The organism is Mesoflavibacter sp. CH_XMU1422-2, assembly GCF_037029245.1.
GTDB classification, from domain to species: Bacteria; Bacteroidota; Bacteroidia; order Flavobacteriales; family Flavobacteriaceae; genus Mesoflavibacter; species Mesoflavibacter zeaxanthinifaciens.
The window spans coordinates 1-643 of record NZ_JAYMEE010000066.1; positions in this window are offsets into that span (position 1 = coordinate 1).

A 643-nucleotide genomic window follows, 5' to 3' on the forward strand; every position below is an offset into this window, starting at 1 on the left:
TGCCTTACAATGGTGAACATAGAAGTACTCTAGCAATAAATAATTAATATTTTACTTGTTTATTGCCTCAGTTCTTTGTTAGCTTTTAGTGCTTTTTTGTCCGCTTAATATTTCGTTACGATTTTCTTTTTTCGGTCAGTTTTTAATTCCACAAACTTGCTAAATTTCCGCAATATTTTTCAATTCCGATTGAGTGAGCAATTCCGCAACTTGCTAAATTCCGATTGAGTGAGATTCCGAGTTTTTAATTCAGATTTCGATTCCGCAAACGAGCTAAAAAATCAGACGTAATTCAATTCAGAGTTTGAGTGAGAATTCAGCGTATTTTTAAAAATTCGGTAACATAGTTTTTCGGTTTTTACTTCCTTAAAACTCAAAAAAAAATCGAAAAAGAAACTGGCTTTATTCAATTCCGCAAACTTGCTCCAGCATTAAAGCTAACGTTTGTGTATAAATTTCAGTTGCGGCTTAAAATCCGCAGGATTTTAAGTTAGGTACTAATTTAGTAAATAGGTTTGAATTTCCGAAAGGAAATTCAACCGCAATTGAATTTATACGATGTTGGTTACAGTTATATTTCAGTTTTATGAGGTTCATTCAGCGTTTTGATTTGCGTTTTGCTATTCAATTCCACGTTATTATT